This window comes from Amycolatopsis sp. NPDC101161 (assembly GCF_044768185.1).
In the GTDB taxonomy this organism is placed as follows: Bacteria; Actinomycetota; Actinomycetes; order Mycobacteriales; family Pseudonocardiaceae; genus Amycolatopsis.
Genome location: NZ_JBIWPI010000001.1, coordinates 51263 through 75493 on the forward strand (window position 1 = coordinate 51263; position 24231 = coordinate 75493).

The 24231-nt window shown below is 73.1% G+C and carries 24 protein-coding genes; 14 read left to right on the forward strand and 10 right to left on the reverse strand.

The window, feature by feature from the left end; translation table 11 throughout:
• Positions 1-12: 12 nt before the first annotated feature.
• The 8 genes from ACIRSS_RS00290 to ACIRSS_RS00325 all read left to right on the forward strand — a co-directional run bounded on the left by ACIRSS_RS00290 (position 13) and on the right by ACIRSS_RS00325 (position 10051).
• Complete coding sequence (locus ACIRSS_RS00290; RefSeq protein ID WP_400888827.1) at positions 13-1293, forward strand: adenosylmethionine--8-amino-7-oxononanoate transaminase; 1281 nt, start codon at positions 13-15, stop codon at positions 1291-1293.
• A 217-nt stretch (positions 1294-1510) separates the two neighbouring features.
• Complete coding sequence (locus tag ACIRSS_RS00295; protein WP_400888830.1) at positions 1511-3742, forward strand: bifunctional SulP family inorganic anion transporter/carbonic anhydrase; 2232 nt, start codon at positions 1511-1513, stop codon at positions 3740-3742.
• Between the two features lie 151 nt (positions 3743-3893).
• The gene (locus tag ACIRSS_RS00300) at positions 3894-6071 is read left to right on the forward strand and encodes a SulP family inorganic anion transporter (RefSeq protein ID WP_400888833.1); all 2178 of its coding nucleotides are present in this window, start codon (positions 3894-3896) and stop codon (positions 6069-6071) included.
• A gap of 171 nt (positions 6072-6242) precedes the next feature.
• Positions 6243-6962: a dethiobiotin synthase gene (bioD, locus tag ACIRSS_RS00305; RefSeq protein ID WP_400893306.1), complete on the forward strand. Its 720-nt coding sequence runs from the start codon at positions 6243-6245 to the stop codon at positions 6960-6962.
• Positions 6963-7034: 72 nt separating this feature from the next.
• Complete coding sequence (bioB, locus tag ACIRSS_RS00310; protein WP_400888836.1) at positions 7035-8048, forward strand: biotin synthase BioB; 1014 nt, start codon at positions 7035-7037, stop codon at positions 8046-8048.
• Positions 8035-8238 carry a hypothetical protein gene (locus tag ACIRSS_RS00315; protein WP_400888839.1) on the forward strand — a complete coding sequence of 68 codons (204 nt, stop codon included), beginning with the start codon at positions 8035-8037 and terminating at the stop codon, positions 8236-8238. The genes bioB and ACIRSS_RS00315 overlap by 14 nt, the downstream gene beginning before the upstream one ends.
• Positions 8239-8347: 109 nt before the next feature.
• Positions 8348-8944 carry a DUF2567 domain-containing protein gene (locus ACIRSS_RS00320; RefSeq protein ID WP_400888841.1) on the forward strand — a complete coding sequence of 199 codons (597 nt, stop codon included), beginning with the start codon at positions 8348-8350 and terminating at the stop codon, positions 8942-8944.
• A 66-nt stretch (positions 8945-9010) separates the two neighbouring features.
• Positions 9011-10051 carry a M48 family metallopeptidase gene (locus tag ACIRSS_RS00325; RefSeq protein ID WP_400888844.1) on the forward strand — a complete coding sequence of 347 codons (1041 nt, stop codon included), beginning with the start codon at positions 9011-9013 and terminating at the stop codon, positions 10049-10051.
• Between the two features lies 1 nt (position 10052).
• Here ACIRSS_RS00325 and ACIRSS_RS00330 read toward each other — a convergent pair whose 3' ends face one another.
• Together ACIRSS_RS00330 and ACIRSS_RS00335 are read right to left on the reverse strand one after the other, a co-directional pair.
• The gene (locus ACIRSS_RS00330; RefSeq protein WP_400888847.1) at positions 10053-10769 is read right to left on the reverse strand and encodes an LON peptidase substrate-binding domain-containing protein; all 717 of its coding nucleotides are present in this window, start codon (positions 10767-10769) and stop codon (positions 10053-10055) included.
• Positions 10770-10809: 40 nt separating this feature from the next.
• Entirely contained in the window at positions 10810-11442 is a 633-nt protein-coding gene (locus ACIRSS_RS00335; protein WP_372668903.1) for an NUDIX domain-containing protein, read from the reverse strand.
• Between the two features lie 112 nt (positions 11443-11554).
• On the opposite strand from ACIRSS_RS00335, the gene nadA reads away from it, so the two are divergent.
• The 4 genes from nadA (at position 11555) to ACIRSS_RS00355 (ending at position 16329) form a co-directional block, all read left to right on the forward strand.
• Positions 11555-12565, forward strand: a complete 1011-nt coding sequence (gene nadA / locus ACIRSS_RS00340; RefSeq protein ID WP_400888850.1) for a quinolinate synthase NadA — start codon at positions 11555-11557, stop codon at positions 12563-12565.
• Positions 12562-14205, forward strand: a complete 1644-nt coding sequence (locus tag ACIRSS_RS00345) for an L-aspartate oxidase (protein WP_400888853.1) — start codon at positions 12562-12564, stop codon at positions 14203-14205. The genes nadA and ACIRSS_RS00345 overlap by 4 nt, the downstream gene beginning before the upstream one ends.
• Entirely contained in the window at positions 14202-15095 is an 894-nt protein-coding gene (nadC, locus tag ACIRSS_RS00350; protein ID WP_400888856.1) for a carboxylating nicotinate-nucleotide diphosphorylase, read from the forward strand. The genes ACIRSS_RS00345 and nadC overlap by 4 nt, the downstream gene beginning before the upstream one ends.
• A 73-nt stretch (positions 15096-15168) precedes the next feature.
• Positions 15169-16329 (forward strand): S8 family serine peptidase, encoded by a 1161-nt coding sequence (locus ACIRSS_RS00355; protein WP_400888859.1) that lies wholly within the window; start codon positions 15169-15171, stop codon positions 16327-16329.
• Between the two features lie 255 nt (positions 16330-16584).
• Here ACIRSS_RS00355 and ACIRSS_RS00360 read toward each other — a convergent pair whose 3' ends face one another.
• The 6 genes from ACIRSS_RS00360 to ACIRSS_RS00385 all read right to left on the reverse strand — a co-directional run bounded on the left by ACIRSS_RS00360 (position 16585) and on the right by ACIRSS_RS00385 (position 20778).
• Positions 16585-16956 carry a hypothetical protein gene (locus ACIRSS_RS00360; protein WP_400888862.1) on the reverse strand — a complete coding sequence of 124 codons (372 nt, stop codon included), beginning with the start codon at positions 16954-16956 and terminating at the stop codon, positions 16585-16587.
• The gene (locus ACIRSS_RS00365; RefSeq protein ID WP_400888864.1) at positions 16953-18293 is read right to left on the reverse strand and encodes an alpha/beta hydrolase; all 1341 of its coding nucleotides are present in this window, start codon (positions 18291-18293) and stop codon (positions 16953-16955) included. Before ACIRSS_RS00365 ends, ACIRSS_RS00360 begins: the two co-directional genes overlap by 4 nt.
• Before the next feature lie 25 nt (positions 18294-18318).
• Positions 18319-19629 (reverse strand): WXG100 family type VII secretion target, encoded by a 1311-nt coding sequence (locus ACIRSS_RS00370; RefSeq protein WP_400888866.1) that lies wholly within the window; start codon positions 19627-19629, stop codon positions 18319-18321.
• Positions 19626-20012, reverse strand: a complete 387-nt coding sequence (locus tag ACIRSS_RS00375; RefSeq protein ID WP_086678248.1) for a hypothetical protein — start codon at positions 20010-20012, stop codon at positions 19626-19628. Before ACIRSS_RS00375 ends, ACIRSS_RS00370 begins: the two co-directional genes overlap by 4 nt.
• A gap of 100 nt (positions 20013-20112) precedes the next feature.
• Positions 20113-20415: a hypothetical protein gene (locus tag ACIRSS_RS00380; protein ID WP_020644701.1), complete on the reverse strand. Its 303-nt coding sequence runs from the start codon at positions 20413-20415 to the stop codon at positions 20113-20115.
• A gap of 18 nt (positions 20416-20433) precedes the next feature.
• The gene (locus ACIRSS_RS00385; RefSeq protein WP_086856673.1) at positions 20434-20778 is read right to left on the reverse strand and encodes a WXG100 family type VII secretion target; all 345 of its coding nucleotides are present in this window, start codon (positions 20776-20778) and stop codon (positions 20434-20436) included.
• A gap of 216 nt (positions 20779-20994) precedes the next feature.
• On the opposite strand from ACIRSS_RS00385, the gene ACIRSS_RS00390 reads away from it, so the two are divergent.
• Together ACIRSS_RS00390 and ACIRSS_RS00395 are read left to right on the forward strand one after the other, a co-directional pair.
• Positions 20995-21963, forward strand: a complete 969-nt coding sequence (locus ACIRSS_RS00390; RefSeq protein WP_400888869.1) for a hypothetical protein — start codon at positions 20995-20997, stop codon at positions 21961-21963.
• A 31-nt stretch (positions 21964-21994) separates the two neighbouring features.
• Complete coding sequence (locus tag ACIRSS_RS00395) at positions 21995-23425, forward strand: AMP-binding protein (protein ID WP_400888871.1); 1431 nt, start codon at positions 21995-21997, stop codon at positions 23423-23425.
• Here ACIRSS_RS00395 and ACIRSS_RS00400 read toward each other — a convergent pair.
• Entirely contained in the window at positions 23422-23907 is a 486-nt protein-coding gene (locus ACIRSS_RS00400; protein WP_400888874.1) for a nucleotidyltransferase domain-containing protein, read from the reverse strand. The two genes, ACIRSS_RS00395 and ACIRSS_RS00400, sit on opposite strands and share 4 nt — an antisense overlap.
• On the reverse strand, positions 23904-24215 hold the full coding sequence (locus ACIRSS_RS00405) for a YdeI/OmpD-associated family protein (RefSeq protein WP_400888877.1): 312 nt from the start codon (positions 24213-24215) through the stop codon (positions 23904-23906). Before ACIRSS_RS00405 ends, ACIRSS_RS00400 begins: the two co-directional genes overlap by 4 nt.
• Positions 24216-24231: the final 16 nt, after the last annotated feature.

Below are 24231 nucleotides of genomic sequence, written 5' to 3' on the forward strand. Positions count from 1 at the left end.
TAGTGTCGGCGCATGGAACCCGCCGACCTGCTTGCCCTCGACGCCCAGCACGTCTGGCACCCCTACGCGCCGATGCCGGCGAAGGTGCCCTCGCTGCTGGTCACCGAGGCGAGCGGGGTGCGGCTGACACTCGCCGACGGCCGGGAGCTCGTCGACGGGATGTCGTCGTGGTGGTCGGCCGTCCACGGCTACCGGCACCCCGTGCTCGACGCCGCGCTCGCCGCCCAGGCCGGGCGGATGAGCCACGTCATGTTCGGCGGCCTGACCCACGAACCCGCGATCACCCTCGCGAAGACCCTCGTCGACCTCACGCCCGAGGGGCTCGAGCACGTCTTCCTCTGCGACTCCGGTTCGGTGTCGGTCGAGGTCGCCGCGAAGATGTGCCTGCAGTACCAGCGTTCGCGCGGGCTGCCCGAGAAGCGGAAGCTGCTGACCTGGCGCGGCGGCTACCACGGCGACACGTTCACGCCGATGAGCGTCTGCGACCCCGACGGCGGCATGCACTCGCTGTGGCGCGGCGTCCTGCCCGAGCAGGTCTTCGTGCCCGCCCCGCCGGCCGGGTTCGACGCGCCGCCGGATCAGTCCTATGTGGACACCCTGGCCGACGCGATCGGCGCGCACGCCGGGGAACTGGCCGCGGTGATCGTCGAACCGGTCGTGCAGGGCGCGGGCGGGATGCGGTTCCACAGCCCGGCGTACCTGCGCGCGTTGCGGGAACTGACCGAGGCGCACGACGTCCTGCTGATCTTCGACGAGATCGCGACCGGCTTCGGTCGCACCGGCGCGTTCTTCGCCGCCGAACACGCGGGCGTGACGCCGGACGTGCTCTGCGTCGGCAAGGCGCTGACCGGCGGCTACCTCAGCATGGCGGCCGCGCTGTGCACGCCGGAGGTCGCGGCGGGCATCTCCCGCGGCGCGCTGCCGGTCCTGGCGCACGGGCCGACGTTCATGGGCAACCCCCTGGCCTCGGCGGTCGCGAACGCCTCGCTCGGCCTGCTGGCGGACGGCGCGTGGCGCCAGGACGTCAGCCGGCTCGAGAAGGGCCTGCTCGACGGCCTCGCGCCGGCGCGCGACCTCGGCTCGGTGGCCGACGTCCGGGTGCTCGGCGGGATCGGCGTCCTGCAGCTCGACCACCCCGTCGACATGGCCGTGGCCACCGACGTCGCGCTCGAGCACGGCGCCTGGCTGCGGCCGTTCCGGGACCTCGTCTACGCGATGCCGCCGTACGTTTCGACTGACGACGACCTCGCCGTGATCACCCGCGCGATGCTCGCGGTCGCGGAAAAGGCGTGAATTCAGCACATCGGGTGTGACCACGGGCACAACCAGACCCGAAGGTCCCTCATCGTCGCGCTGAGTGCCGCGGCAAGATCCACACCACGCGATCGGCGGAGGTTGCCGCGGCGGTATTCGCCTGAAAGGTCGCCGAAGCGAACCGGTCCGTACCGGGACAAACGCGAGAAATGCTTGCGTAGCGGACTTTTCGCGCGCTTTCGGCGATCCTGCCCCCATGATCGAGATCGTTCGCGGAGAACACGACACCGGCCCCCCGAAGACCCCGCGGTTCCTGGAGAACCTCAAGCACGATTTCCTCGCTTCGATAGTCGTCTTCCTCGTCGCCGTCCCCCTGTCCCTCGGCGTGGCCTTCGCCGCCGGGGCGCCGCTGCTCTCGGGCCTGATCTCCGCCGTCGTCGGCGGCCTGGTCGCGAGCCTCTTCGGCGGATCGCCGCTGCAGGTCAGCGGCCCGTCCGCCGCCCTCACCGTGGTGCTGGCCGACACGATCGCCACCCACGGCTGGCCCGTCACCTGCGCGATCACCGTCGCCGCGGGCCTGCTGCAGATCCTCTTCGGCCTGACGCGCCTGGCCCGCGCCGCGCTCGCCGTGTCGCCGGCCATCGTCCACGGGCTGCTCGCCGGTATCGGCGTCACGCTCGTGCTCGGCCAGCTGCACGTCGTGCTCGGCGGCACGGCCCAGGGCTCCGCGCTCGCCAACGTCCTCGCGCTGCCGGGGCGGATCGCCGCGCACCACGACCAGGCCGTGCTGATCGGCGTCGTCACCCTCACGGTGCTGCTGGCCTGGCCGCGGCTGCCGAAGGCGGTCCGCCGGGTGCCCGCGCCGCTGGCCGCCGTCGCCTTGGCCACCGGACTGTCCGTCGTGACCGGCATGTCCCTGCCGCGCGTCGACCTCCCGGCCGGGCTGCCCGCGCTCGACGTCGTGCCGCGGCTGCCCGACGGCGGCTGGGGCGGCTTCGCGCTCGCCGCCCTCACCATCGCGCTGATCGCCGGCCTGGAGAGCCTGCTGTCCGCGGTGTCGGTGGACAAGCTGCGCGGCGGCCCGCGCACCGACCTCGACCGCGAGCTGATCGGGCAGGGCGCGGCGAACGTCGCCGCCGGCGCGCTCGGCGGGTTCCCGGTCACCGGCGTCATCGTGCGCAGCATGACCAACTACGAGGCGGGGGCGCGCACCCGCGCGTCGGCGATCCTGCACTGCGCCTGGATCCTCGCCGCCTGCCTGCTGCTGACCGGCGTGCTGCGGCTGATCCCGCTGGCTGCGCTCGCCGCGCTGCTGGTGTACGTCGGGACGAAGCTGGTGAACCTCAACGGGCTCAAGGAAGTCCGGCGCCACGGTGACCTGCCGGTGTACGTCGTCACGCTGGCCGGCGCGGTCGCCGTCAACCTGCTCACCGGTGTCGCGGCCGGGGTCCTGCTGGCGCTCGCGCTGATGCTGCGGCGGATGATCTTCTCCGGCATCCACGTGGAGCGCGACGGCGACCGCCACCGCGTCGTCATCGAAGGCGCGCTGACGTTCCTGTCCGTGCCGCGGCTGACCCGGGTGCTCGCCGAAGTGCCGCCGCACGCCGAAGTGCGGCTGGAACTGCTCGTCGACTACCTCGACCACGCCGCGTTCGACTGCCTGCGCGGCTGGCAGCAGGCGCACGCCGGGCCGGTGACGGTCGACGAGATCGGGCACCCGTGGTTCGCACGCGGCACCTCGGGCGCGCCGACTGTGCGCCGCAGCGTCGCCGCGCGCGTCGTGCCGCGGTGGCTGGCGCCGTGGTCGCAGTGGCAGGCCGAGCACGTCGTGCTGCCCGCCCAGCGCACGGCCAGTTCCCTGCTGTGCCGCGGTGCTTCGGAGTTCCAGCGCCGGACGGCGCCGCTGTTGCGGGAGACGTGGAGCGGCCTGGCGAACGGCCAGGAGCCGCACACGCTGTTCATCACCTGCGGCGACGCGCGGATCGTGCCCAACCTCATCACCACGAGCGGGCCGGGTGACCTGTTCACGGTGCGGAACATCGGCAACCTCGTCCCGCCGGCCGACGGCGACGACTCGTCGGTCGGCGCGGCGATCGAGTACGCCGTGGGAGTGCTCGGCGTCGCGGAGATCGTGGTGTGCGGGCATTCCGGCTGCGGCGCGATGAAGGCGCTGCTCGGGCAGGCGCCGGACGGCCTGGTGCAGCTCGGCAGCTGGCTGCGGCACGGCGAGGCGACGCTGCGGCGGCGTTCGCGCGAAGCCCCGCTGCTGCTCGGCGGCGAACGGCCGGCCGCCGAGGCCGACCAGCTCGCGCTGCAGAACGTGGTGCAGCAGCTGGAAACGCTGCGCGGCTACCCGGTGGTGGCCGCGGCGCTGGCGCGCGGCGGGCTCCGGCTGACCGGGATGTACTTCGACGTCGGCGCCGCGCAAGTGTCCCTTTTGGACGATGCGGCCCGCGGGTTCGTCCCGGCGGGTGCCTTGGAGCACTGAGGTCGTGCACGGCTCGTCCAGTGGTCTGGACGAGCCGTGCGTGACGTGCGGGTTAACGGTCTGCCCGATTTGTGACGTTCAGGCTAAATGTGGCCAGTTATTCACCCGATCGAGTGGTGCATAGCGGACATTTCACACGATTTCCGGTTGCATGGTGATCATGAGACCCCTCGCCGTGCTCCGCCACGACCTGCCGGCCTCACTGGTCGTCTTCCTCGTCGCAGTTCCCCTGTCCCTCGGCATCGCCCTCGCCTCGGGCGCGCCGGTCGCCGCCGGGCTCGTCGCCGCCGTCGTCGGCGGCATCGTCGCCGGCGCGCTCGGCGGCTCCGCGCTCCAGGTGAGCGGTCCCGCCGCCGGCCTGACCGTCGTCATGGCCGAAACCATCCAGACGTTCGGCTGGGTCGTCACCTGCGCGATCACGGTCGCCGCCGGGGCGCTCCAGATCCTGCTGGGGCTGAGCCGCATCGCGCGTGCCGCGCTGGCCATCTCGCCGGCCATCGTGCACGGCATGCTGGCCGGCATCGGCGTCACGATCGTGCTCGGCCAGCTGCACGTCATCCTCGGCGGCAAGGCCCAGAGCTCCGCGCTCGAAAACATCGCCGAACTGCCCGGCCAGATCATCGCCCACCACGACTCGGCCGCGCTGGTCGGCCTGCTCACCATCGCGATCCTGCTCGTCTGGCCGCGGCTGCCGAAGGCCGTCCAACGCGTCCCCGGGCCCCTGGCGGCGATCGCCGTCGCGACTGTCCTGTCCATCGTCACCGGGATGACGCTGCCGCGCGTCGAACTGCCCGGCGACCTGCTGAACGTCCACCTCGTCCCCCAGCTGCCGGACGGCGGCTGGGGCGGCTTCGCCCTCGCCGTCGTCACCATCGCGCTGATCGCCAGCGTGGAAAGCCTGCTGTCGGCGGTCGCGGTCGACCGCCTGCACACCGGCCCGCGCACCAACCTGGACCGCGAGCTCGTCGGCCAGGGCGCGGCCAACATGGTCTCCGGCGCGCTGGGCGGGCTGCCGGTCACCGGCGTCATCGTCCGCAGCTCCACCAACGTGGCGGCCGGCGCGACGAGCCGGGCGTCGGCGGTGCTGCACGGCGTCTGGGTGCTGCTGTTCGTCGTCCTGCTCGCCGGGCTGATCCAGAGCATTCCGTTGGCCGCGCTGGCGGGACTGCTCGTGCACGTCGGCGCGAAGCTGGTCAACCCCGGGCACATGCGGACCGTCCTCGCCCACGGCGACCTGCCCGTCTACCTGCTCACCCTGGGCGGCGTCGTGGTGTTCGACCTGCTCACCGGCGTGCTCGCCGGGATCGGGCTCTCGCTGGTGCTGATGCTGCGCCGGACGTTGTGGTCGGGCATCCACGTCGAACACGAGGGGGACGCCTGGCGCGTGGTCGTCGAAGGTGTCCTGACGTTCCTGTCGGTGCCCCGGCTGTCGAAGATCCTCGGCGGCATCCCGGCCGGGGTGCCGGTGCGGCTGGAGCTGGTCGTCGACTACCTCGACCACGCCGCGTTCGAGAGCCTGCACACCTGGCAGCAGGCGCACGAGCGGGCCGGCGGCACGGTCGACGTCGACGAGGTCGGCCACCCGTGGTTCGGCGAGGGCAAGGCCGGGCGGCCGACGAGGTCGCGGCTGGCCGCGAGCCGGGCGGTACCGCGCTGGCTTGCGCCGTGGTCGGAATGGCAAGCGGTGGAAGGGATCCCGGCCCAGCAGACCCGCCGCGGCGCGACGGAGTTCCACCGCCGCGCGGCCCCGCTGCTGCGCGACACGCTGTCCGGCCTCGCGGACGGCCAGCGCCCCCGTACGCTGTTCATCACCTGCGGCGACTCCCGGATCGTGCCGAACCTGATCACGACCAGCGGCCCGGGCGACCTGTTCACGATCCGCAACATCGGCAACCTGGTGCCGCCGGGGCAGGCGGACCCGTCGATGAACGCGTCGATCGAGTACGCGGTCGGGGTGCTGGGGGTCGAGGAGATCGTGGTGTGCGGCCATTCGGGCTGCGGCGCGATGGCGGCGCTGGCCGAGGGACCGCCCCCGGGGCCGTTGTCGGTGTGGTTGCGCCACGCGGAGCCGAGCGCGCACCGGACGGGCTCGGCCACGCTGGACGGCGGGGTCCCGGAGCGCGAGGGCGATCGGCTGGCGTTGCACAACGTGCTGCAGCAGCTGGAGCACCTGCGGGAGTACCCGTCGGTGGCGGCGGCCGAGGCGGCGGGGAAGGTCCAGCTGACGGGGATGTACTTCGCGGTCGGGACGGCGCAGGTGTACCTGTTCGACGCGGCGGAGCGGACGTTCCGGCCCGCGGGCGCGGCGGCGGTGGTGCCGGGGGCTTGAGGTGGGTGGGCCGGGCCCGGGTGGGCTCGGCCCGGGCCGAGCCGCCCGGTCGGAGATTCGTCACCCGTCCCCGTGTCGCGGCGCCGGTCGCCGAACCCGGCCTCGACCTGGGCATCCGGTGCCCGCGGTGCGGACTCCCCTCCCGGGTCACTAAGTTGATGGTCCGTGACCATGCTGGTGATGACGGGGACCGGGACCGGGGTCGGCAAGACGATCACCACGGCGGCCATCGCCGCCCTGGCGGTGGCCGGTGGGCAGCGCGTCGCCGTCCTGAAACCCGCGCAGACCGGTGTCGGGCCCGATGAGCCCGGGGATCTCGCCGATGTCCGGCGGCTCGCGGGCCGGGACGTCACCACCCGGGAGCTGCGGCGCTACCCCGACCCCCTCTCGCCCGAAGCCGCCGCGCGGCGCAGTGGACTTCCCTCCCTCGATCCCGGGGAGATCGCGCGGGCCGCGTCCGACCTCGACACCGAGCACGACCTCACCCTCATCGAAGGGGCCGGTGGGCTGCTGGTGCGCTTCGACAAGGCCGGCTCCAGCCTCGCCGACGTCGCCTGGTCGCTCGGGTCGCTCGTGATCGTCGTCGCCGAGGCGGGGCTCGGCACGCTCAACGCCACCGCGCTCACCGCCGAGGTCGCCACCAAGCGGGGCCTGACCGTCGCCGGCGTCATCATCGGGTCGTGGCCCGCCGAACCGGACCTCGCCGCCCTGTCGAACCTCGAAGACCTGCCCGTCGCCGCCGGGGCGCCGCTGCTCGGCGCGCTGCCCGCCGGGCTCGGGGACGCCTCGCCCGAGGAGTTCCTGTCCGCCGCCCGGGCCGGGCTCTCGCCGTGGTTCGGCGGCGAGTTCGACCCCGAGCTGTTCGCGGGATGCGCTTCCGCCGGGAAGTGACCTGCGTCGCTGTCGTCCCGGCGTGCCTTCGTGCACGATGAGGGACGCTTCCACCACGACCAAGGAGCCGCCGTGACCGCAGTCCCGGACACCGATGTCCTCGCCTACGCGCGCGAGCACGTCCTCGAAAACGGCGTCGGCCTGGGTGAAGCCGAAGTCCTCGAGGTGCTGCGGCTGCCCGACGACCGGCTGCCCGACCTGCTCGCCCTGGCGCACGACGTCCGGATGCGCTGGTGCGGGCCCGAGGTCGAGGTCGAGGGCATCATCAGCCTGAAGACCGGCGGCTGCCCGGAGGACTGCCACTTCTGCTCGCAGTCCGGCCGCTTCCCGACGCCGGTGCGCTCGGCGTGGCTCGACATCCCGAACCTGGTCAAGGCCGCCCGGCAGACAGCCGAGACCGGCGCGACGGAGTTCTGCATCGTCGCCGCCGTCCGCGGTCCGGACCAGCGGCTGCTCTCGCAGGTCCGCGAGGGCGTGAAGGCCATCCGCGAGGACGGCAACGACATCCAGATCGCCTGCTCCCTCGGCATGCTCACCCAGGAGCAGGTCGACGAGCTCGTCGAGATGGGCGTGCACCGCTACAACCACAACCTCGAGACGGCGCGCTCGCACTTCCCGTCGGTCGTCACCACGCACACGTGGGAAGAGCGCTGGGACACGCTGCGGATGGTCGCCGAGGCGGGCATGGAGGTCTGCTGCGGCGGCATCATCGGCATGGGGGAGACGGTCGAGCAGCGCGCGGAGTTCGCGGTGCAGCTGGCCGAGCTGAGCCCGCACGAGGTGCCGATGAACTTCCTCATCCCGCAGCCGGGGACGCCGTACGAGCACTACGAAATCGTCGAGGGCAAGGACGCGCTGCGGACGGTCGCGGCGTTCCGCTTGGCGATGCCGCGCACGATGCTGCGCTTCGCCGGCGGCCGCGAGCTGACGCTCGGCGACCTCGGCGCGGAGCAGGGCATGCTCGGCGGCATCAACGCGATCATCGTCGGCAACTACCTGACGAACCTGGGCCGCCCGGCCAGTGCGGACCTGGAGATGCTGGACGAGCTCAAGATGCCCATCAAGGCGCTCAGTGACAGCCTCTGACGCTGCCTTCTGCGTCCATTGTGGACAGGAGTCGCCGGGTGGGGCGGACCACCCGGCGTGCCACAACCCCCGGACGGCGCTCGAGCCGCCGCGGTACTGCACGGTCTGCGCCCGGCGGCTGGTGGTCCAGGTGAGCCCGCTCGGCTGGACGGCCCGCTGCAGCCGCCACGGCGAGACGGCGAGCGGCTGACCCACGGGCGGCGCTCGCCGGCTGCCGGCCCGGGCGACACGACCGGCGGCTCACCGCGTCCGAGCACCGACCGGTTACCCTCAGTCGCACGCAGCAGGAGGGAGTCCGGGTGAGTGAGTCGTCGGGGCCCGCGCACCGGCCGTCGGCCGTGGCCGGTCCGTGGTCGGTGCCCGTGCTGGTCCGCGAACGGCGGCCGCGCGTCGTCGTCAAGGCCGACCTGCTGCCCGCCGTGAGCGTGCTCGGCACCCTCAGCCTGCTGAGCTTCCCGCTCGCCTTCGCCTGGTCCCGCCTCGCGCCGCCGGAGCGCGTCCGCATCGTCTCCGCCGACGGCACCCAGGCCGCCCTCGAACTGGAGAGCTGGCACCGCTTCGACGACCTCGCCGTCTTCGGGCTCATGACGCTCGGGCTGGGGATCGTCGTCGGCGTCGTCGCCTGGCTGCTGCGCGAACGCCGCGGGCCGGTCGTCTTCCTCGCCGCCGTGCTGGGGGTCGCCCTCGCCGGCGCGCTGGCCATGTTGCTCGGCGTCGGCTGGGCGAACAGCCACTACGCCATCGCCAGCGCGCCCGCGCTCGGCTCGGTGATCGAGCTCGCGCCCCGCCTCGAATCGTGGTGGGTGCTGCTCACCGGCCCGCTCGGGGTGACCATCGCCTACGGCCTGCTCGTCACCTGGAACGGCCGCGACGACCTAGGCCGCCGCCTCGGCTGAATGCTTCCCACCAGGTGAACGTTTTCCCCTAAGCTGTGCCCCCTCGACCACAGGGGGATTCCAGCAGTGACCGAAGACATCGAAGTTTCGCGCCACCACGCCGTCCGCTTCCCGGGCATCAGCCCGCGCGCCTACGAGCACCCCGTGAACCGCGGCGCGCTCGCCACGCTGCGCGCCGTGCCCGGGTTCGCGCAGGTCGTCAAGGCCATTTCTGGCTTCTACAACGAGCGCGGCGAGCGGCTGATGGCGCTGGCCTCGTCGATCCGCGTGGGGCCGAAGCAGTACCCCGAGCTCGACCGCCTGCGCCACGAGTGCGCCGAGACGCTCGACCTGCCGTCGGTGCCGAACGTGTTCGTCCACCAGGACCCGCGCGTCACCGCGGAGGCGGTCGGCATGGACGAGCCGTTCATCCGGGTCAGCACCGGGCTCGTCGAGCTGATGAGCCACGAGTCGCTGCGGTTCGTGCTCGGGCACGAGATGGGCCACGTGCTGTCCGGCCACGCGGTCTACCGCACGATCATGGTGCGGCTGATCATGCTGCAGATGTCGCTGTCGTGGACGCCGGTGAGCGCGCTCGGCATCCGGGCGGTGATCGCGGCGCTGCGCGAGTGGTTCCGCAAGGCGGAACTGTCGTGCGACCGCGCCGGCCTGCTCTGCGGCCAGGACCCGACGGCGGCGCTGCGCGCCCAGATCCAGATCGCGGGCGGCATCGACCCGGCCCGCATCGACATCCCGTCGTTCCTGCAGCAGGCGACCGAGTACGAGTCGGTCGAAGACGTCCGCGACAGCTTCCTCAAGCTCAAGTTCGTCGAGACGGAGTCGCACCCCTTCGCGGTGGTCCGCGCGGCCCAGCTGCAGAAGTGGGCGGCGTCGGAGGAGTACCGCGCGATCCTGGCGGGCGACTACCCGCGCCGCGACGACGACACGCCGACGTCCGACTGGAAGGACGACCTCAAGTCGGCCGCCAAGTCGTACAAGGAGTCGTGGAACTCGTCCACGGACCCGCTGACCAAGGCGTTCAGCGACGTCGGCGAGGCAGTTTCGGACGCCGCGGGCAAGGTGTGGACCAAGTTCGGCAACGGCAACGGCAACGGGTCCGCGGACTGAGTCAGTTCAGGCTGGCCGGGCGGCTGAGATCGGTGAGCTCGCCCGGCGGCAGCGGCACCGCGCCGAGGGTGTCCAGGAACCCCGCCTCCCGCGTCAGCAGGCGGCACGCGATGCGCAGCCGGCGCAGGGGGTGGCGTTCCTCCAGCAGCCGCTGGCGGTCGTCCAGGGGCAGCAGGCAGTCCGCCGCCAGCTGGTAGGCCAGCTCGGCCAGTTCCGTGTCCGCGTCCGGGGTGTGCCAGTCGTCGCTGCGCCACGCCGTTTCGCAGTACCGCCGGTGCGCCGTGCGGGCGACCACCGCCAGGCGCTCGGCCATGTCGCCGGACGGGGCCACCGGGTCGTCGTCGACCCACTCCACCGAGGCGATCAGGTACGGCGCCGACACGCAGTCGAGGTCGGTCAGGCGGAAGCGGCGCTGGGCCTGCGTCACGACGTCGAACCGGCCGTCCGGCAGGCGTTTCGCCTCGCGCAGCACCGTGCTGCAGCCGATCTCGAACAGCTGGTCCAGACCACGTACTTCGCGGGTCAGCGACGACCGCAGGGCCACCACGCCGAACTCGCGCCCCGGCACCGTCCCGCTCACGAGGTCCGCCGTCAGCTGGCGGTACCGCGGCTCGAAGATGTGCAGCGGCAGCTTGGTCCCCGGGAGCAGAACGGTCTGCAACGGGAACAACGGCAGCAAGGTCGTCGTCGCGTCGCTTTCCGATTCCGGCTCGGTCACGGCTCCACGGTAAGGGGAGAACGCCTCCGCCGCAGGATGGTCACCGGTTCGGCGGCTTGAACACCGCGAACGGATCCGTGATCTGCATGCCCTTGCCCGCGAAGGAGAACAGGGCCGCGGGACGCCCGCCCGCGCGGCCCGGCGGCGCCGTGTGACCAGTGGGAACGAGCAAGCCGCGCCGGGAGAGCACGCGCTGCAGGTTCGTCGCCGAGACGCGGTAGCCCAGCGCCGCCGAATACAGCCCGCGCAACGCCGAAATCGTGAACTGGTCGGGCGCCAGCGCGAACCCGAGGTTGGTGTAGGAGAGCTTCGAGCGCAGCCGGTCGCGGGCGCGCAGCACGATCGCCTCGTGGTCGAACGCCGTGCGCGGCAGCTTCGCGACGTCGTGCCACTCGGTGTCCTCCGGCACCTCCGGGTCGACGTCGGACGGCACCAAGGCCAGGAACGCCGTCGCCACCACGCGCGGGCCGGGCACCCGGTGCGGGTCGCTGAACACCGCGAGCTGCTCGACGTGCTTCAGCTGCCGGACGTCGACCTTCTCCTTGAGCTGGCGCCGGACCGACGTCTCGACGTCCTCGTCGGGGCGCAGCCGGCCACCCGGCAGCGACCAGCGGCCGAGGTGCGGGTCGAGCGCGCGGCGCCACAGCAGCACCCGCAGTGTGTCCGAGCGCACTTGGAGGACCGCTCCCAAAACCTCGTGGGCGAGGGGGGCCTGGGTGTTAAGATGACTTCGCACGGTTTTCGATTGTAAGGCGAAAACCGGAGACGGGTCCAGGAGGGCCAGCATGACTTCGACGCTCGAACAAGACCTCACCCCCTACGGCGGCGTGGAGGCGAACGCGGCCTGGGCCGAGGAGGTGCGGCGCCTGGCGAAACAGCGCGACGCGGTGCTGCTCGCGCACAACTACCAGGTCCCGGAGATCCAGGACATCGCCGACCACACCGGCGACTCCCTCGCGCTCAGCCGCATCGCGGCGAGCAGTGACGCGTCCACCATCGTCTTCTGCGGCGTGCACTTCATGGCCGAGACCGCGAAGATCCTCTCCCCGGAGAAGACCGTCCTGATCCCGGACGCGCGGGCCGGCTGCTCGCTCGCCGACTCCATTTCCGGCGCCGAGCTGCGCGCCTGGAAGGCCGAGCACCCGGGCGCGGTGGTCGTCTCCTACGTCAACACCACGGCCGAGGTGAAGGCCGAAACCGACATCTGCTGCACGTCGTCGAACGCGGTCGACGTCGTCGCCTCCATCCCCGCTGACCAGGAGGTTCTCTTCCTGCCGGACCAGTTCCTCGGGGCGCACGTCAAGCGCGTGACCGGCCGGGAGAACATGCACATCTGGGCGGGGGAGTGCCACGTCCACGCCGGCATCAACGGTGCCGAGCTGGCCGAGCGGGCGGCCGAGAACCCGGACGCCGACCTGTTCATCCACCCCGAGTGCGGCTGCGCGACGTCGGCGCTCTACCTGGCCGGCGAGGGTGCCGTGGCGCCGGAGCGGGTCAAGATCCTCTCGACCGGCGACATGGTTCACGAGGCCCGCGACACGAAGGCCAAGTCGGTCCTGGTGGCCACCGAGATCGGCATGATCCACCAGCTCCGCAAGGCCGCGCCGGGCATCGACTTCCGCGCGGTGAACGACCGGGCGTCCTGCCGGTACATGAAGATGATCACCCCGGCGGCCCTGCTGCGCTGCCTGCGCGACGGCCTCGACGAGGTCCACGTCGACCTCGAAACGGCTTCGAAGGCGCGTGCGTCGGTGCAGCGGATGATCGAGATCGGGCAGCCTGGCGGCGGAGAATGACGCCGCCGGTTAATGATTCACAGGCGAAAACCCCGGTCTGGGAAGCCCGCGCGGACCTCGTCGTGGTCGGCAGCGGCGTCGCGGGGCTGACCGCGGCGCTGCGGGCGCAGGCGCTCGGGCTGCACGTCCTGGTGATCACCAAGGCGGCGGTCGAGGACGGCAACACGCGCTGGGCCCAGGGCGGCGTCGCCGTCGTCCTGGAAGACGAGCACGACCTCGACGACTCGGTCGCGAAGCACGCGGAGGACACGTTCACCGCGGGCGCCGGGCTGGTCGACGAGGTGGCCGCCCGGTCGATCCTCGACGGCGGCCCCGCGGCCGTCGCCCGGCTGCGGGCGGACGGCGCGAAGTTCGACTCGGCGGGGGGTGGCCTGCTCGCGCGGACCCGCGAAGGCGGGCACAGCGCGTTCCGCGTCATCCACGCGGGCGGCGACGCCACCGGTGCCGAGGTCGAACGCGCCCTGGTCGCGCAGGCCGGGCAGGCGCGGGTGCCGGTGCTGGAGCACCACATCGCCGTCGACGCGCTGCGCACGCCGGGCGGCCGCGTCGCCGGGGTCACGGTGCTCGACCGCAACGGCGTGCCCGGCGTCGTCCGGGCCTCGGCCGTGCTGCTGGCGAGCGGCGGCATCGGGCAGCTCTACCAGGCGACGTCGAACCCGGAGATCGCCACCGGCGACGGCCTCGCGCTCGCGTTGCGGGCCGGGGCGGCCGTCGCGGACATCGAGTTCGTCCAGTTCCACCCGACCGTCCTCTACACCCCGGGCGCGCGGGGACGCTGCCCGTTGGTCACCGAGGCCGTGCGCGGCGAGGGCGCGACGCTGGTCGACGCCGCCGGCGTGCCGGTCATGGCGGGCGTGCACCCGCTCGGCGACCTGGCGCCCCGCGACGTCGTCGCGGCGGCGATCACGCGCCGGATGGCGACTGCGCCGGGCGGCGTCGACGACCACGTCTTCCTCGACGCGACCGGTGTCCCGGGGTTCGCGGCGCGGTTCCCGACGGTGTCCGCGGCGTGCGCGAAGCTGGGCCTCGACCCGGCTTCCGACCCGATCCCGGTGACGCCGGCGGCGCACTTCTCGTGCGGCGGCGTCGTGACCACTGTGGACGGTCGCTCGTCGGTGCCGGGGCTGTACGCCGCGGGCGAGGTCGCGCGGACCGGGCTGCACGGCGCGAACCGGTTGGCGTCCAACAGCTTGCTCGAAGGCCTGGTCGTCGGGCAGCGCGTCGCGGAGGCCGTCGCGGCGGACCTCGCCGCCGGGCTGCTGGCCGACCCGGCGCGCGGGCGGCTGCCGTCGTGGACCACCGCGCCGGCCGCGTCGCGTGATTCGCTGCAGCGCGTGATGAGCCGGTACGCGGCGATCGGCCGCGACGCCGACGGGCTCGCCGCGGCGGGTTCCGTGCTCGACTTGTCGGCTCAGGACAGTCCGTTGTGGACGCACGCGGCGGTCGAAGACGCGGCGTTGACGGTGGTGGCGCAGGCGTTGCTCGCCGCGGCCGTCCGGCGCACCGAGTCGCGCGGCTGCCACGTGCGGTCCGACTTCCCGGCGCTCGACGAGCACTGGCGCCGCAGCCAGCTCATCCGGCTCAGCCCGTCCGGCCAGCCCGTGCTGGCCGACCCGATCCCCTTGGAGGGCGTGGCATGACGTTCCCGATCTCCGAACCGGCCCGCAAGCTGATCGCCGCGTCCGGCCTCGACGTCGACGACGTGACGCGGGTGGTTTCCACGGCCCTCGGCGAGGACCTGCGGTACGGGCCCGACGCGACCACGGCGTCCACGGTGCCCGCCTCCGCGGTCGCGGTGGCCGAGCTGACCCCGCGCGTGGACGGCGTCGTCGCCGGGCTGCCGGTGGCGCTCGCGGTGTTCGACATGGTGCTGGGCGACGGTTACGAGGTCCTGGCCGGGCGCGAGGACGGTGAGCGGCTGGTCGCGGGCGAGCCCGCGCTGGTGCTGCGCGGCCCGGTGCGCGGGCTGCTGACCGCCGAGCGCACCGCGCTGAACCTGCTGTGCCACCTCTCCGGCGTCGCCACGGCGACCGCCGCCTGGGTGTCCGAAGTGGACGGTACCGGCTGCGCGATCCGCGACTCCCGCAAGACGTTGCCGGGGCTGCGGCTGCTGCAGAAGTACGCCGTCCGGTGCGGCGGCGGGGTGAACCACCGGCTCGGGCTGGGCGACGCGGTGCTGATCAAGGACAACCACGTCGTCGCCGCGGGTTCGGTGACCGCGGCGCTGGAAGCGGCACGCGCGCACGCGCCGGAACTGGCTTGCGAGGTGGAGGTCGACACGCTCGCGCAGCTGGAGGAGGCGTTGGCCGCCGGAGCGGACGAGGTGCTGCTGGACAACTTCACGCCGGAGGAGTGCCGTCGTGCGGTGGCGCGCCGCGACGAGGTTTCGCCGAAGACGCGGCTGGAATCCTCTGGTGGGCTCACCCTCGACCGTGGTAGGGCCTACGCCGAGTCCGGTGTGGACTATCTGTCGGTGGGCGGGTTGACCCACTCCTCGCCCGCGTTGGATCTCGGCATGGACCTTCGCTGACGGGCCTTTCCCGGGTAAGCTGGCGGTGGCGGAAGTTCTTTTCCGCCACCGTCTTTCGTTGCGGGGGGATCGGGTGCGGATACCGGCGGTTCTGGCGGTCGCGGGCCTGGTGACGCTCGGCTCGCCCGCGTTCGCCGTCGCGGCGCCCGGAGCTCAGTGCGCGAACCCGTCCGGCACCTACACCGGCGACGTCCCGTGGGGGCAGCGGGTGGTCGACCCGGCGCGGCTCTGGCCGTTGACGCGGGGCGAGGGGCAGCTGGTGGCCGTCGTCGGCACCGGCGTCGACGGGCAGAACGCGCAGTTCGCGCCCGGCCAGCTCGAAGGCGGCACCGGCACCGAGCGCACGGACTGCGACGGCCGCGGGACGATCGCGGCCGGGATCGTCGGCGCGCAGCCGGACTCGGCGACGACGTTCGCCGGCGTCGCCCCCGGCGCGCACCTGCTGCCGATCCGCTACACCGACGGTGCTTCGCGCGACGGCGGCGACCCGGGAGCGCTGGCCGGCGCGATCGACACGGCGCTGGACCGGCACGCGGGCGTCATCCTGGTCGCGGTGCCCGCGGCGTTCGACAGCCCGGCGTTGTCCGGCGCCGTCGCGCGGGCGCGTTCTTCCGGCGCCGTGGTGGTTTCGGCGGCGTCGGCGACGCAGCAGGGCGCGCGGTCGTACCCGACGGCGACGTCCGGCGTGCTGTCGGTCGGGTCGGTGAACCCCGCGGGCGAGCCGGTGCAGACGGAGGCGGGGGACTACGTCGGCGTCGCCGCGCCGGGGGCGGAGCTGGTCAGCACGTCGGCCGGGGCGGGCGGCGCGGTGGCGCACCGCTGGCCGGTGACCGACCCGGGCCTGGCGGCGGCGTACGTCGCCGGCGTCGCGGCGCTGGTCCGGGCGTACCACCCGAACCTGACCGGCGACCAGGTCGTGACGCGGCTCGAGCTGACGGCCCACCGCCCGGCCTCCGGCGGCCACGACCCGCGGCTGGGCTGGGGAGTGCTGGACGCGTACGCGGCGGTGTCTTCGACGCTGCCGGCGGACATCGCGGCCCCGGGCTCGGTGGTGCCGGCGGCCGCGGAGCCGGCGGTGATCCCGGCGGCGCCCCCGGCCGAGCACCGCGCGGACGTGCCGGCGGGGACGATCGCGTTGGCGGGAGTCGCTTTGGCCGCGGCGGCCGGGGTGACGGTGGCGGCGGTCCGGCGGGGGCGGAAGCGGAACTGGCGGGCGTCGCGGTTCACGCCGTAGCCCGCTGGGGGCGGGCGGCGGTGGCGGTCCGGCGTGGGTGGAAGCGGAACTGGCGGCAGCCGCAGGGCTGGCGGGACTGGCGGGGAGTGGCCTTGGCGGCGGCCGGGGCGATGGTGGTGGCGGTCCGGCGGGGCTGGCAGCGGAACTGGCGGTGGCCGCGGGGCTGGCTGCGGTGGCGGTGCGGCAGGCCCGGATCTGGCGGCTGTCAGGCCGTAGCGAGCTTGCGCAAGGGCGCCGGCGGCCCCGGGAGTCGCGTCAGGCTGCCGGGACCGGGCGGGTCGAACCGATGATCGCCACCGCGTGGCTCGCCCGAGCCACGTGCACCGTGAAATCTGCCCCGTCGCGGCTGAACCGTGCGATCAACTCTCGCGGCGTGCTCCGGTCGTGCGCCTGCCAGCCGCGTTGCTCCAGGGTCGGCAGGACCACCTCCGCCAGCCGCCTTTCCGGCTCGCCCGCGTGCTCCAGCCGCACGCCGTACTGCCAGCACAGCAAATTGCCCGGCTGGGTCGGGTCGCAGTCCAGCTCGCCGTTCACCGTTCGGTCCGCCGAACTGCCGAACGCCTCCGCGACGCTGTCGATCACGTCCGTCAGCTCGCCCGCCAAGCGGTCCAGTTCCGGAGGCCTCATCGCAGCACACCTCCGTCGTTCAAGAACTCCACGCCGTGCTCGAGGATGCCATCCGGCTGGAACGTCCCGTCCGGCGACACCGGTCCGGCCGTGATCACCCGGTAGATGTTCGTCCACGACTCCGAACCCGGCTTCAGCACGTCACTGTGCGAAGACAAGCCCCACAACTGCGAACCGTCGGCGGACCGCCCGGTCTCCAGCTCCGTGACGCCCGGGAACGTGTCCGGGTCCGCGCCGTGCCCGATGCCGGTCCACTCCAGGCCCCACGCGTTGCCCTGGGCGACCTCGATCGGGTCGAGCGGCGCCGTCATCGAGTACCGCTGGACGCCCGCCTGGCTCGCCGGCAGGTCCGCCGGCGACCACACGCCGTGGCCCATGCCCGCCGACTCGACGTGCAGCACGCGGTCGACGTCGAGACCCTGCGTCTCGGCCAGCCCGACCGTCGCGCCGCCGTAGCTGTGCCCGATCGCCGTCAGCGTGACGTCGGAGCCGGCGTGGCTCGCGATCTCGCCGCGCAGGTCGTCGGTGAAGTGCTTGAGGTCCGGCGCCATCGCCTGCGCGTAGCTCGCGTCCGGGCCCTGGACCACCGGGTTCTGCGGGAACACGCCGTCGGCCCAGACGACCATCGCCGTGCGGCCGGTCGGGTCCGCCGCCACCAGGCTGCGCCCGAGGCCGGCGTACGCGTCGAAGTTGGACATCTGCGTGTTGACGCCGGGGACGAACAACCCGACGTTCCGCGTCCCCGGCTCGATGTGCCCGACCAGCTCGGCGATCCGGCCGTTGCCCGCCGGGTCGAACTTCAGGATCTGCCGGTTGTTCGCGAGGATGTCTTCGTACAGCGAAATCCGCGCCTGCGACCGCTTGATCTCGTCGGCGTCGGTGAGCGACGCCAGCCGGGAGCGTTCGGCGGTCAGCGCGTCGGCGACCTTCGCGCGGTTCCGCTCGATCGCCTGCGCCCACGCCCCGGTGTCGGCCGAACCGCCGATGCCCGCGGGGTTCCCGGCCTTCGGGAGGGGTTCTTCGGGCAGGAGCGCGCGGTACATCGCGGCGATCTGCGCGTCGGTGCGGCGGTAGGCCGCCGCGGACGCGGTCAGTCCATTTTGGAGCGTCCGGAGCCGGGACACGCTCGATTCGAGCTTCGAACCCAGCTCCGTCATGGTCTTCTCGAACGTCTTGGCCGCGGCCGCGGACTCGCTGACCTGGCCGAACGCGGTCGCGGGCACCTTCTCGCCCGCGACCGCCTGTTGCGCCGTACCCAGGGAATCGGCGCGGGAACCGAACTCGCCGGCCACGGTGTCGAGGCGGGCCGGGGCGACGCGATAGCCGGCAGCCGTCACGGCCCGCCTCCGTTTCGTCGGGTGATCAGTACGCTTCGGGCTCTTCGCCGATGACCGGCGGCGCGACCGGGGCCGACTGGCCCCAGACGTTCTCGGTTTCCACCAGCCACGCGGGGATCCGGCGCCCGGAGCCCATGTCGCCGCCCCCGCCCATGCCCATCGGCATCATGGGCATCATCGGCATCGCGCTCTTGGCCGCCGCCGCGCCCACGGCTCCGGCCGCGCCGCCCGCGAGGCCGCTGAGTGCGTTGCCCGCGCCGCCGTCGCCGGCCAGGCCGGAGTGCGCCGCCGGGCCGTCGCCCCCGCCGCCGATGCCGGCGCCGCCGGGGATGCCGCCGGCGCCACCCAGCGAAGGCGCGTCACCGCCGCCGATCGGGATGCCGCCGCCGGCGCCGCCCTCGACGCCCGCACCGCCGCCACCGAGCTTCGTGCCGGGCGCTTCTTCCTTGTTGTCCTTGGGGTCCTTGCCCGACGCCCACGACGGCACCTTCGGCATGATCGAGCCGAACCGGCCGAACGCGGCGGCCGAGGCCGCGGCGAGCCCGGCGGTGAACATGTCGCCGAACAGCGGGTTCGAGGTCGGCACGGTCGTTCCCGGCTGCTGCGGCGTGCCGGTCGAGGGCAGCGGGTGCCCGTCGGTCGGGGTGACCACGACGCCGGGATCGGTGACGCCGTTGCCGACCAGGCCGGGCGCACCCACACCACCCGCGCCACCGCCGGCGGGCGGCGCGGTGGGCGTCTGCACGGCGTTCGGCGACGCCGGGATCGAGTCCTCGGCCACGGTGTACTCACCGGCCAGTTCGGTCATCACGGCGATCGCCTTGCCGTGCGCGTTGCCCGCGGCGTTGGCGGCGGACTGCTGCGCCTCGACGTTCGCGATGGCCTGCTGGCGCTGCTGCGCCGCGGCCTGGAGGACGGCGGGGGAGGAGTCCGGCGGCAGCAGCGGCGGGTTGACCGCGAGCGCGACGTCGGCGGGGGAGACGTCCGGCACCGACACGGGCGGCGGCATCTCCTTCTTGGCCTTGACCAGCGCGTCGGCGGCGTCGTCGAGCATCACGTTCATCGCCTCGGCGGTCTGCGCCACCTTGGAGATGCCGTTCGCGAGGTCGATGATCATGTGCTGGTACTGGTCGGCCGCGCCGCCCGTCCACTGGTCCTTGAACTCGGTGAGCTCCGAGTTGAGGTTGTGGGCCTGCTCGTGCAGGTGCAGCGCGGCGGACTTCCACTTGTCGGCGGCGTGCCGCGCGCTGTTCGGGTCGCCGGCCTGGAGCATCGCGTAGAGCTGCTGGTGGCTGTACGCGGCGAAGTTCGTGTGCGCGGTGTTGTGCTTCGTCATCCCTTGCGGCTCCCGTCCGAGTCACCGAGGCCCAGCAGGCCCAGCACGGGGTCGAGCAGGTTCGTGACCGCGCCCGAGTGGTGGAGGTCCCCGGCCACCGCCTGGTCGGCGTTCTGGTAGCCGTCGGCGACCGTGGTGGTGACGTCCTGGGCGAACCCGATCGCGCTGCGGACCTGGTCGAGCAGGCCCTGCATCTCCGACACCGCGGCGCGGTGGGCGTCGGCCAGTGACCCGGCCTCGCCGAACTCGCCGAACAGCAGCGGCTCCTGGCCGAGGGTGAGCAGGAAGTCGTTCGGTTTCGACATCGCGTGGATCTGGGTCTCCAGCTCCCGCACGAAGTCCTTCAGCGATTCCAGGTGGACGTAGTACGACTGGTCTGGCATCGGTCCCGGCTCTCTGGGCGCGCGGCGGACATGGGGAAAGCCGGTCGACCGGTGCGAGCGGGGGGTTTCCCGCACCGGCCGACCGACGTCTGGGCGCGGATCAGCCCGCGAACAGTCCCTGGTTGCGGTTCTCCAGCGACTGCTGGAGGTCGTGGGCCTCGCCGACCTTGCCGCCGAACTGGGCGATGATGGCGACGATGTCCGCGGTGGCCTGGCGCAGCCGGGTCTCCGACTGGCGGGCCGCGTCACCGGCGGAGCTGCCGGAGGCGTACCAGGTCGCGGTGATCGGCTGCAGGTTCTGGTGCAGCTGCTCCAGCTGCGACGTGAGCGCCTTGGCCTTGGCGGCCAGGGATGCCGAGCTGTGCTGCAGCGCGGCGAAGTTGATTTCGACGACGTCGGCCATGGTGGGCGTCCTCTCGGGTCAGGGGTTGAGGCGGGGGATCACGCCCGAGCCCTCGAGGGAGTTGCCGACCCCCTGGAAGCTCTGGTGGACGTCGGCGTCGCCGCGGCCGTAGTTCTGGTGGCTGGTGTGGACGAGCTGCGACATGGTGTCGAGCTCCTTCACCGCCACGGTCATCTTCTCCTGGAGCCGGCGCTGGAGGTCCCAGAACGCCACGGCCTGGTCACCCTTGTAGTTGCGCAGGGCCTCGGTCAGCTCGGACTCCAAGCTGGCCATCGTGGACTTGGCGTTCGTCGCGGTTTCCTCGAAACCCTGGACGGCGCGCGTCATGGCAGCGGAATCTGCCTGGAATCCCGGACTGGACATCGACGGGCCACCTCCTTCCTGAAGCGAATTCCCCTGGCGCGGTGGTCCGCGCGGTGTGAAAGTCACGCTAGAAAAGAGGCCTGTGTGGTCAAACGGCACAACTGCCGGTCGTGGTGACGGCACTATTACCCACAGGGGGCCGGTGGGGGCCGCCCCACCTTCGGACGGGGGCGTGCTCCAGTGCCCGCAGGGGTGGTCCCGGCCAGGCTGTATGCCATGGCAGACAAGGGAAATCCGCTGGTCACGCTCCGGTCGTGGCACCGTCCGCTGGTGGTGCTCGCCGGGGTGATGGGGGTGCTCTGCGCGGCTTCGCTGCTGGGGCTGCTCGTCGATGATCGCACGCTCGTCAACGCACCGATCTGGCTCAAGCCGTTCAAGTTCTCGATTTCGGTCGGCACGTACGCGCTGACGCTGGCCTGGCTGCTGACGCACGTGCGCCGCGGCCGGCGCGCCGGCTGGTGGTTCGGCACGGTGTTCGCCGCGGGCATCGGCGTGGACGTCGGGCTCATCGTGGTGCAGATGATCTTCCGCGACCACACGCTGCACTTCAACAAGACGACGCCGGCCGACGTCGCGATCAACAACGTCGTCGCCGGCGGGGCGTACGCGGCGTGGCTGATGACCGCCGCGGTCGTCGTCCTGCTGCTCTTCCAGCGCCTGCCGGACCGCGCGCTGACCTCCGCGCTGCGCTGGGGGACCGGCCTGGCGCTGGCCGGGATGGGCGTCGCGATGCTGATGTTCTCGCCGTCGCCGGCGCAGCAGGCGGTGCTCGACGCGGGCGGCAAGCCCGCGACGTTCGGCGCGCACTCGGTCGGCGTCGAGGACGGCGGCCCCGGCCTGCCGGTGCTGGGCTGGAGCACGGTGGGCGGGGACCTGCGCATCCCGCACTTCGTCGGCATCCACGGCCTGCAGGTGCTGCCGCTGGTCGCGTTCGGGCTGTTGCTGCTCGCCCGGCGGAACCCGGCGCTCGCCTCCGACGTCGTCCGGCGCCGGCTCGTCCGGATCACCGGTGCGGGCTACGCCGGGCTGCTGGTGCTGCTCACCTGGCAGGCGCAGCGCGGCCAGTCGATCGTGCACCCGGACTTCACGACGCTCACCGCGGCCGCCGTCCTGGTGGGAGCCGTCGCGGTCGCGGCGGCCGTGGTCCTGCGGCCTTCTGCCGAAATTCTGAGATCCACCCGGTAGACCGGGACGCCCCGGGCGAAAGGCGGTCGAGATGGTCCACCCGCAGGCACTGCTGGACGAGCTGGGGCGCGCCCCGGACACTCCCGCGTTCGAACACGGCTCGCGCGTCACGTCGCGCGGCGAGCTGCGGGAGCTGGTCGGCCGGTTCGCCGCGGGCCTGCGGGCGGCCGGGCTCGGGCCGGGGGACGGCGTCGGCATCGCCACCGCCGTCACGCCGGAGGGGTTCGCCGCGATCGTCGCCGCGCACGTGCTGGGCTGCCGGGTCGTCGGGGTCCGGCCCGGCCTGCCGGTGCCGCAGCTGCGGCACGTCGTCGGCGACGTCGACGCGCTGGTCGTCGACGCCGCGTCCGAGTCGCCGGAGCTGCTGGGCACCGTCGTCGGCGTGCCGATCCTGCGCGTCGGGCCCGAACTGCTCGCCGCGTACGAAGAACCGGTGCCGCGGGGGCGCCCGGAAGACGTCGCGACGGTCGTGTTCACCAGCGGCAGCACCGGCGTGCCGAAGGGCGTCGCCTACGACTACCGCGCGCTGACCGAGGGCCGGGTGTGGCGGCCGCCGGTGCCCGGCTCGGCCCACGAACGGCTCGGCGCGGGGTTCGGCCGGTACCTGCTGTTCGGCACGCTCAGCAGCGCGGTGATGCTCGAACAGCTGGGGGTGTGCCTGCTCGCCGGCGGGACGGCGGTGGTGCCGGAGGAGCTGCCGGACTTCCCGTGGGTGCTGCCGCGGCTGCGGATCACCGCGGCGCTGATGACCGTGCCGCGCCTGCACCAGGTGCTCGAGGTGCTGCGCGAAGAGGACGTCGACCTGAGCTCGCTGCGGGTGCTGATCGTGGCCGGGTCGCCGGTCCCGCCGCACCAGCTCGCCGAGGCAGCCGAGCGGATCGGGCCCGCGATGCACCACGCGTACGGCCAGACCGAGACCGGGATGCTGACGATCTGCCCGGCCGGCGAGGGCCTCGGGTCGGTCGGCAAGGCCTGCGACACGGTGGAGGTCGAGAGCCGCGACGGCGAGATCTGGGTGCGCACGCCCTCGGCGTTCGCCGGGTACTGGCGCGATCCCGCGACGACGGCGGAGGTGCTGCGCGACGGCTGGGTGCGCACCCAGGACCTCGGGTTCGTGGACGAAGCCGGGTACCTGCACCTGTCCGGACGCGCCCGCGACGTCGTGATCGTGAACGCGGTCATCCACTACACCGGCCCGATCGAGCGGGCGATCGCCGCGCACCCGGACGTCGACCAGGCGTACGTCGTGGCGGTGCCGGACCCGGTGACGGGCGAGGCGGCGCACGCGTTCGTGGTGCCGGTCCCCGGCCGCGAGCCGGACCTCGACGCGGTGGGCAAGGCGGTGGCGGCGGAGCTGGGGGAGGCGGCGGTGCCGGCGCGGTTCAGCTTCGTGGGCGCGGTTCCCGTCGCCCCGTCGGGGAAACCGGACAAAGCCGCGTTGCGACGGTCTATTGTGGACTAGAAGTGGGTTTCGACGCCGAAGGCCTCGCGGAGGTGGCGCATGTCCGCGAGGTCGTGCGGCCGTGGCTCGTAGCCCTGGTGGAAGAAGACCTGCTGGGCCACCGAAATGCACGGCACCGGGACGCCGAGGACGCGCCCGGTGACGAAGCAGTCCGCGGGGTAGTGGAAGGTCCCGCCGTGGTCGTCGGCGGCCTGGACGGCGGAGCCGTCTTCGGCGAAGACCAGCGGGTGGAGATCGAGTTCGCCAGAGCCGTCGGAGAGGACGAACCGGACCGGGCGCAGGTCGAGCGTCTCGCGGTAGCCGAGGGCGGTCAGTGCCTCGAGGACGGCGTCTTCGGCGTCCGAGCAGTGGAGCAGGTCGAGGTCGCGGTGGTCGCGCGTCCGGTGGCCGAGGAGCGCGTCGATGCCCCAGCCGCCCGCCAGCCACACCCCGGCCGGGCGCACGGCGTCGAGGACGCGCAGGACCGTGGCGGCGTCGGTCACTTGCCGGCGCGCAGGTCGGTGATCACCTTGGCGACGCGCCGCTGCCGGGTCTCGGCCGACTGCTTCGCGCTGTAGGACAGGCTTTCGAACCGGGCGCGCGCGGTGTCGTCGGCGGCAAGCGCTTCCACGAGGTCCGCGGGGATCTTGACGTCGACCTCGTCGCCCGCGGTCGTGCGGTAGGTGTGCCCGCCGAGCGTCACGGTCACCGCGGGCTTCTTGCCGGCGCCCAGCGCCTCGACGACGGCGTCGGGCACCGGCAGCCCGGTCGCCGTCTTGCCGCCGAGCAGGACCTGCGTGCGGAACTCCATGGCGGCGAGTATGCCG